Annotated in this window: 7 protein-coding genes; all 7 read left to right on the plus strand. The window is 43.4% G+C overall.

Features of this window, described 5'->3' with window-relative positions:
- The first annotated feature begins 21 nt into the window (after positions 1–21).
- Positions 22–843, plus strand: coding sequence for a purine-nucleoside phosphorylase (locus tag J7K40_04290; GenBank protein ID MCD6161617.1), 822 nt, complete (start codon positions 22–24; stop codon positions 841–843).
- Positions 756–3968: an isoleucine--tRNA ligase gene (locus J7K40_04295; protein ID MCD6161618.1), complete on the plus strand. Its 3213-nt coding sequence runs from the start codon at positions 756–758 to the stop codon at positions 3966–3968. Before J7K40_04290 ends, J7K40_04295 begins: the two co-directional genes overlap by 88 nt.
- Before the next feature lie 22 nt (positions 3969–3990).
- A complete protein-coding gene (locus J7K40_04300) occupies positions 3991–4377 on the plus strand; it encodes a TraR/DksA C4-type zinc finger protein (protein ID MCD6161619.1) in 387 nt (128 codons plus the stop codon).
- Complete coding sequence (lspA, locus tag J7K40_04305; protein MCD6161620.1) at positions 4367–4945, plus strand: signal peptidase II; 579 nt, start codon at positions 4367–4369, stop codon at positions 4943–4945. The genes J7K40_04300 and lspA overlap by 11 nt, the downstream gene beginning before the upstream one ends.
- Positions 4905–5906, plus strand: coding sequence for an RluA family pseudouridine synthase (locus J7K40_04310; GenBank protein ID MCD6161621.1), 1002 nt, complete (start codon positions 4905–4907; stop codon positions 5904–5906). The genes lspA and J7K40_04310 overlap by 41 nt, the downstream gene beginning before the upstream one ends.
- Positions 5907–6060: 154 nt before the next feature.
- Positions 6061–6543: an adenosine-specific kinase gene (locus J7K40_04315; protein MCD6161622.1), complete on the plus strand. Its 483-nt coding sequence runs from the start codon at positions 6061–6063 to the stop codon at positions 6541–6543.
- Positions 6540–7541, plus strand: coding sequence for a hypothetical protein (locus J7K40_04320; GenBank protein MCD6161623.1), 1002 nt, complete (start codon positions 6540–6542; stop codon positions 7539–7541). Before J7K40_04315 ends, J7K40_04320 begins: the two co-directional genes overlap by 4 nt.
- Positions 7542–7825: the final 284 nt, after the last annotated feature.

The following is a 7825-nucleotide window of genomic DNA, read 5'->3' on the forward strand; positions in this document are numbered from 1 at the left end:
AACCAACTTACGGAGGATACAATGGAAAATCTTAAACAAATGATTGATGATGCTGTAAAATTCATTCGCACAAAAACTGATGAATCTCCCAAAATTGGCATTATACTCGGTACCGGATTGGGCGGCTTGGCTAAGACTATCAAAAGAGATGTTGAAGTTCCTTATGACCAGATTCCACATTTTCCCGTCTCTACGGTTGAGAGTCATGCCGGCAGACTGCTGTTTGGCTCGGTTGCAGGTAAAAGAGTTGTGGCGATGGAAGGTCGTTTTCATTTTTACGAGGGATATTCATTCAAGCAGGTAACATTCCCTGTCAGAGTCATGAAAGCTTTGGGAATAGAAATATTAGTCGTCTCGAATGCGGCTGGTGGAATGAACCCTCAATTCTCCAAAGGCGAAATTTGTTTGATTACCGACCATATTAATTTTCAGGGACATAATCCGCTAATTGGCAAAAACGATGATGATATAGGTCCCCGTTTTCCAGATATGTATAATTGTTATGATAAAGACCTTCGGGAAATCGCCATCAAGACGGCGCTTGATGAAAACATTACTCTTCATCGGGGCGTCTATGTAGGTGTTACCGGCCCAAATCTCGAAACAGCGGCTGAGTATCGTTTTCTGCGGATTATCGGCGGCGATCTCGTTGGCATGTCATCGGTACCGGAGGTGATAGCGGCTCGTCATCAGGGCACAAAGGTTGTTGCATTTTCGGTTGTTACCGATATGGGGCTGCCGGATGCTCTTGAACCATGTTCGCACCAGAAAATTGTTGCCGCAGCAGAAATCGCCGAGCCGAAACTTTCGAAACTAATAGAGAAAACCGTGGAGCGGATGTAGTGTTTCGACAATATGATAAAAGCTTCAATCTGCCAAAACTCGAGGAAGATATCCTTAAGTTCTGGGATGATAACGACATATTCAAAAAGACAATGAAACTGCGCGAAAGCGGCAGGCGCTATGTTTTCTATGAAGGACCGCCATCGGCAAACGGTCTGCCCGGCATCCATCATGCCTTGTCCAGAACAGTTAAAGATTCCATTTGCCGGTACAAAACGATGCAGGACTGCTTTATCGAACGAAAAGCCGGTTGGGATACGCATGGTCTGCCGGTTGAGCTGGGAGTTGAAAAACAACTTGGGTTTGTGTCTAAGGACGAAATTGAAAAGTACGGCATCGGCAAATTTAACCGGAAATGCCGAGAATCTGTTTTTAAATACAAAACCGAATGGGATGAATTCACTCGTAAGATAGGCTTTTGGCTCGATTTGAATAATCCATATATGACCTATACGAATGAATATATCGAATCGGTGTGGTGGATTTTGAAAAAATTTCACGATGAGAATCTTCTTTATAAAGGCTATAAAATCCTTCCCTGGTGTCCCCGATGCGGCACTGCATTGTCCTCACATGAGGTTGCTCAGGGTTATGAGGAAGTTGCCGACCCATCGATTTACGTTAAAATAAAGCTTAAGGATTCCCCCGATACTTATTTCCTTGTTTGGACAACTACGCCATGGACATTAATATCAAATGCGGCGGTAGCTTTATCAGCTGAGGAAAAGTATGTTACCATTAAACATGACGGCCAAAAGCTTATCCTTGCCGCCGCCCGTTTGTCGGTTATTGAGGGCGAATATGAAGTTATAGATGAAAAGCCGGGACGCGATTACGAATATACGGAATATGAGCCATTATTCCCATATATGGCTGATGTCGCCGAGAAAGCTTATATTGCAGTCATGGCAGATTTTGTTACAATGGAGGATGGCACCGGAATAGTCCATATTGCGCCGGCTTTCGGCGCGGATGACTATAATGTCGGGCAAAAGTATGGCATAACTGTTCTTCAGGCAGTTGATACTGCCGGTAATTTTATCGACAAAATAACTCCTTGGGCAGGGAAATTCGTAAAGAAAGCCGACCCGAAAATCACCCAAGATTTAAAGCAAAGAAACCTGTTGTATAAAGAAGAAAAATATACTCATACATATCCTTTCTGCTGGCGATGCAAAACCCCGCTTTTGTATTACGCCAGAAGTTCATGGTTTATCAGAACGACCTCATATAAAGACAAGATGATTGAGGCCAATAATAAAATCGAGTGGTATCCGCCGGAAATAGGTTCCGGCAGACTTGGCGAATGGCTCGAAAATAACATCGATTGGGCCTTATCGCGGGAACGCTACTGGGGCACGCCTTTGCCAATTTGGATATGTGAATCATGCGGTAAAGAGATTGCTGTCGGCAGTATCGATCAATTGACCGAAATGGCAATTAATATGCCCGATGAGTTAGACCTTCACCGGCCGGTAGTTGACAATATCAAGCTGAGATGTCCCGGTTGCGGCAAAGAGGCCAGCCGAGTTCCAGAGGTTATTGACGGCTGGTTTGATTCCGGGTCTATGCCTTATGCACAGATGCATTATCCGTTTGAGAATAAAGATGAATTTGAGGAAAAATATTTCCCAACCGAATTTATCGCCGAGGGCCTCGACCAGACGCGCGGCTGGTTTTATGTGATGCTGGCTATCAGTGTGTTTTTCTCGGGACGTTCAAGCTATAAGCGGTGTATTGTCAATAATATGGTTCTCGATAAAAACGGCAAGAAAATGTCTAAAAGCTTAGGCAATGTTGGCAACCCCAAAGAGCTTATCGCTAAATACGGCGCTGATGTTCTCAGGTGGTATCTGGTAAATGGTTCGCAAATCTGGCTTCCCAAGCGTTTTGATGATAAAGGCGTGCTTGAGGTGTTGAGAAAATTCTTCTCGACCCTGCAAAACAGCTACTCATTCTTTGCCTTGTATGCAGATTTGGATAAATTCGACCCGTCTATTGATAGACCCGATAGTTTTCCCCTTATCGATACCTGGCTAAGCTCGCGTTTGAATGGGCTAATCAAAGAATGCACAGAGGCTTATGAGGATTTCGATTTGACCCGCGCCTCAAGGCTAATCTCAACATTTGTTGTCGACGAGTTGTCGAATTGGTGGATTAAACGAAGTCGTAAACGCTTCTGGGGCGCCAAAATGAGTGATGATAAACTGGCGGCATATCACGTTCTTTTTGATTCGCTGATTACAGTCTGCAAACTTATGGCTCCAATATCGCCGTTCATGTCGGAGGATATTTACCGTCGATTAACGGAATCATTTGAAGGGTTTAGTGAATCGGTTCATCATTGCGATTTCCCAATTGCAGACGAAGCATTAATAGATAATAAACTCGATTATGTTATGGAAACTGCTATTGATATAGTTCATCTTGGCCGAGCCGCTCGCAAGCAAGCCAATATCAAAGTGCGTCAGCCGCTTTCTCGACTGGTAGTTATGAATGATACCGGCAAAGCGCCAGCCGGTTTGGAAAATCTGTTTCGGGTGATTTTAGAGGAAATAAATGTAAAAGAAATTGAATTTATAAATGATGGCAGTAAATACATCACTTTTATAGCCGAACCGCTGTTTAACCGGATTGGACCAAAATACGGCAAACTTGCCTCAAAGGTGGCTGAAATAGTTAAGTCGTTAACATATAATCAGATACTCCAGATTCAAGAAAAAGGTTCGCTAAAAATTATAGTTGATGACAGCGAATATTTGTTGACCTTAGATGAGATAACTGTTAAAGTAGTAGCTGAAGAAGGGTATGCGGCCGCGGTAGACAATCGACTTAAGGCTGCCATAGACCTGACAATGACTGAGGAATTGTTAGCCGAGGGATTTGCCCGAGAACTAATTAACAAAATTCAAAATATGCGGAGGGATTCAGGCTTTGAGGTTACCGACCGGATCAAACTTGGAGTTTCGCATTCGGAACAATGCAGTAAAGCGATTGATTTATTTGGCGATTATATTAAAAACGAAACTTTGACTGTTGAATTGGACAACAACACTGATCGCGGCACGGGAAAAGAATGGAACATTAATGGAGTAGTTACATTAATAGCAATAGAGAAATTGTAAACGGCAATATTGGAGTTTTGCTGTGAAAAAATCAGAACAAAAAAAATACGAGAAGCTTCTCCTTGCGAAACGGAATCAGCTTATCAAAGAGATGGGACTATTGAAAAAAGATACTTTTAATGCTACATTAAAAGAAAATACCGGCGACCTGTCTTCCTACTCCTATCATATGGCTGACCAGGGAACTGATGCCATGGAGCGCGAAAAAGCCTTTATGTTTGCCTCGAAATCGGGACGTTTACTGCATCATATCGATGAGGCCTTAAGACGTCTGCGAAGCGGCAAATTTGGCAAGTGCGTTGAGTGCGGCAATCCTATTGATGCCGCTCGGCTTGAGGCTGTTCCCCATGCCAGAATGTGTATAAAATGCAAGGAAGCTGAGGAGTTGCGCAAAGCTCGTGATAAATAAACAGAGACCTTATCTGGTCGTTGTTTTTATAGTTGTTTTTTTTGACCAGTTAAGCAAATGTATTATCCATTCCACTTTTTTTCTTGGCGAATCAAAGCAGGTTGTAGGCGATTTGATTCGCTTTACTTTTATTTTCAATCCCGGCGGCGCTTTCGGCATCACTTTCGGCAGTTATTGGGTATACACCATTTTATCATTAGCGGCAGTAATTGCGGTTATAGCATATTTTTTCAAAGCTGATAAACAACCCAAATTTATTAAGCTATGTCTTGCGCTGGTTGTTGGCGGCGCCGCGGGAAATATGATAGACCGCCTTATATATCGCAAAGTCATTGATTTTATAGATATAGATATTATGGATATAATTATACCGCCCTTTTCATTTCTGTCATTCGATTTTAGCGGACTTGCGATATCCAGATGGTATACTTTCAATATTGCTGATGCGGCTATAACAATCGGTTTGTTTGGCATATTAATTTTCCTCATATTTTTTCATCAATCGAAACAGGAAATAATAACAGCCGATGAAACGGAACCTATCCCGGATGAACGCCCCCATACTTAAAATAGTAGTTGGCGGCAATGAAAGCGGACTGCGTCTTGATGTTTTTTGTACCCGCAAAATCGAGGGTTATTCACGAAGTCATTTCACCAAGCTTGCCGCTGGCGGATATATAAAATTAGACGACAAAACAATTAAGCCTTCCTATAAAGTTAAAGCCAATGAGTTATTTATCGTTCAGATGGCCGCTCCGCCTCCAATTGAGGCTCAATCGGAAAACATTCCTTTGGATATTCGCTATGAAGATGACTATCTTTTAATTGTCAACAAACCATCCGGGATGGTTTGTCATCCGGCGGCGGGAAATTATAGCGGCACTTTAATCAATGGCCTGCTGTATTATCTGTCGAATATGAAAGAATTCTCCGATAGAATTCGCCCGGGGCTGGTTCACCGCCTTGACAAAGACACTTCCGGGTTGTTAGTTATTGCTAAGGATGAGCAAACGCTGGCGTTATTGCAAAAAATGATGAGAAAGCGTTTAATAGAGCGTAAGTATCAAGCCCTTGTCTGGGGCAGGATGCCAAATGTTGAGGGAACTATCGACTTGCCGTTAGGAAGATCGCCAAGCGACCGCAAAAAGATGAGAGTTTATGGAACGAAAAACCGCGAATCGGTAACACATTATAAAGTCATCAAAACTTATGCGATAGCTGAACTGTTGTCTGTGAAGCTGCAAACAGGCAGGACCCATCAGATAAGAGTACACATGTCATATTTCGGCAACCCGGTAGTGGGGGATTCAACTTATGGCGGACGGTTGAAAGCGGTCATAAGATTTACCGGCAGTAAAAAGCGGCTGGCGCTGGCATTGCTGCGTGAACTAAATAGTCAGGCTTTGCATGCCTACAGCTTGGCGTTAGAACATCCCATAACGAAAGAGCAAGTAAGTATTACCAGCGATATTCCAAGTGATATGCAAAAAGCAATCGAGATTTTGGAACAAACAGCAGTAAAAATGTGAAGCATGAAAAATATTATTTTACAACTGATAAAGGTTCTTATTGATTTTTTTGGAGCCTCAAAAAGATGGTCGGAAAAAAGAGTTGGGAATACGCCGAACATCGATTCGGTTACCAGAAGATATCATTTATAAAGAAATAAATTAAGGAGAAGTTATGGATATAGAAGCTATTGAAATAGCAATGCCGGATGGATGCAATGTTATTTTCGGGCAGTCGCATTTTATCAAAACAGCCGAGAGTCTTTATGAGGCGATGGTTAATGGCAGTCCCGGCGTAAAATTTGGGCTTGCTTTCTCGGAGGCATCGCAGGAATGTCTTATTCGCACTGAGGGCAGCGATGATGAGCTAATAAAGCTGTCTGCCGAGGCGCTTATGAATATCGGCTGCGGTCATAGTTTTATTATCTATTTGAAGGATGCTTTTCCTATCAACTTTCTGCCGGCGATTAAAAATGTCCCGGAGGTGGTCGGGATTTTCTGCGCCACAGCCAATCCGCTTCAGGTTGTGATTGCCCGCAGCAAACAAGGCGGCGCCGTTTTAGGCGTTATAGATGGATTAGCTCCGAAGGGCATTGAGGAAGAACACCATAGGCAGGCGCGCAAGAAATTCCTTCGCGATATTGGATATAAGCTTTGATTGAATTAAACGGCGGCATCAGGTTTGGCGAATCGATAGCGCTCGACCCGACGCGCATACAGCCATCGGCGGTAGTCAGTCATGCGCATTCAGACCATCTCAAGAGGCATAAGACAATTTACGCTTCTCAGCCAACGCTTGATTTTTCCAAGCTGAGTGTTGGCGAGTTTAAAGGCATCCCGTTGAAATATGGCAAAACCTATAGATTTGATGGCTGTGTGATGCGTACCGAACCGGCAGGGCATATTTTAGGGTCGGCGCAGTGCATAGTCGATTATATGGGATGCCGGACTGTCTATACCGGCGATTTTAAATTAAGCCCAAACGATACCTGCGCGCCAGCTGAAATTCATGAATGCGATATACTTTTCATCGATACGACATTTGGCAAAAAAATATTTGAATTCCCGGACTATAGCTATATCAAGCAGCGTTTGCTGGAGTTTGTCGAGGCAAGTATTTATAACGGATATATCCCGATAGTATTCGCCTATAACCTCGGCAAGGCGCAGGAGGCGATGAAGATACTTGGCGATGCCGGTTATCATACTTATGCATCAAGCCAGGCTTGCGCCTATGCCGACATCCACTGCAATCACGGCGTCGATATAGTTAATTACAGCCTGCTCGATGATAAATATCCCGAAAACGGCGCAATTATTCTGCCGCCATCGTACAAGCTTTATAATGAGTTGTTTCCGAAATATAAGAAGCGAACCTGTTTTATTTCCGGCTGGGCGCTGCATCGAGGTTATATCCATACTCGCTATTTTGATGAATATATCCCGCTATCCGATCATGCCTCTTATAGCGATTTAATCCGCTATGTGGAAACAGCCAAGCCTGACAAGATATATTGCCTTTTCGGTTTTGGTGATATTGTCGAGGACTTGAAGCATAGCGGTTTCAATGCCGTCAAAGTTACCATGGCTAACCGCAAGGGCATCGACCGGTATGTGTTAAAACAACCGGGTTTGTTTAATCGACGAATAGAGTGATTGTAAAACTTCGGATAAGGCGAACTCGTCTGCTGCGAAGCTGGGGCATCTGCCGCGGCGGATGCTGCCCACATCGTCAGGAAAGGGTTCCTGACGACGCAGGAATATACATCAGCGCGTAGGGGCGTCCGCCATTGGCGGATACGCCCTCTTTCTTATTATTCCCCTCTTGAGAGGGGTTAGGGGTGTGTTTTTAATGCTATATATTCAATATAATTCCGAATAACTTTTTAATTTATTGGTAATTCAACTGTAAAATCTGAGATAATATGTTTGATTAATCT

Source organism: Candidatus Zixiibacteriota bacterium, assembly GCA_021159005.1.
In the GTDB taxonomy this organism is placed as follows: Bacteria; Zixibacteria; MSB-5A5; order UBA10806; family 4484-95; genus JAGGSN01.

Coding starts and splice junctions, on each gene's coding strand:
- J7K40_04295 (MCD6161618.1), top strand. CDS start 756: ATGTTCGCACCAGAAAATTGTTGCCGCAGCAGAAATCGCCGAGCCGAA.
- J7K40_04310 (MCD6161621.1), top strand. CDS start 4,905: ATGAAACGGAACCTATCCCGGATGAACGCCCCCATACTTAAAATAGTA.
- J7K40_04290 (MCD6161617.1), top strand. CDS start 22: ATGGAAAATCTTAAACAAATGATTGATGATGCTGTAAAATTCATTCGC.
- J7K40_04315 (MCD6161622.1), top strand. CDS start 6,061: ATGGATATAGAAGCTATTGAAATAGCAATGCCGGATGGATGCAATGTT.